The 525-nt window shown below is 67.6% G+C and carries 1 protein-coding gene; it reads right to left on the bottom strand.

Translation table 11 applies throughout. The features are described 5' to 3' along the window. On the bottom strand, positions 1-525 hold a 525-nt coding region (locus AAHF99_RS27175), incomplete at both ends, for a molybdopterin dinucleotide binding domain-containing protein (RefSeq protein WP_342167430.1).

Genomic DNA, 525 nt, shown 5'->3' with positions numbered 1-525 from the left:
CCCGGTCCCCGTCCAGGATGCCCCGCGCCCGCGCATCCTCGGCGCTGATCATCACGAACTGCTCGCCCTGGCCCTTCTGCTTGTCCTCCATGTTCGCGTAGCAGGAGTTCAGGAAGTAGTGGCTCTTCGGCGAGACGATGTTGAGCGGGAAACGCTTGGCGAGCTCGGGGTCGTTCGTGTGCGACTCGCGCGGGCCGAGGTAATCGGGCAGCGGGTCGAGGGCTTCGCCGGGCTGGAAGCCCTCGTACATCTGGCGGAACGGCGGCGCGACGAAGTTCGTGGCGCCCTCGACCTTCAGCATGCACTTGCCGGTCGGCGTCGGGAAGTTGCCCTCGCGGTGGGGCGCCCGGTCGTCCGGCGTGCCGACCTTCAGGCGAGCGAAGCCATGCTCGCGCATGTAGGCGAGGTCGATGCCCTCGCAGGCCGGCGCGTTCCAGTCGACGTAGTGCTCAAGGCACTCGGAGTCGGTCCACTTGAAGTTCTCCTCCTCGTAGCCGAGCCGGGCGGCGAGCTGCCGGAAGATCT

Origin of the sequence: Methylobacterium litchii, from assembly GCF_038442315.1 — a bacterium.
Classification (GTDB): domain Bacteria; phylum Pseudomonadota; class Alphaproteobacteria; order Rhizobiales; family Beijerinckiaceae; genus Methylobacterium; species Methylobacterium litchii.
The sequence above is the reverse complement of the archived record's forward strand: the minus strand, read 5'-3'. Positions and strand labels throughout refer to the sequence as shown.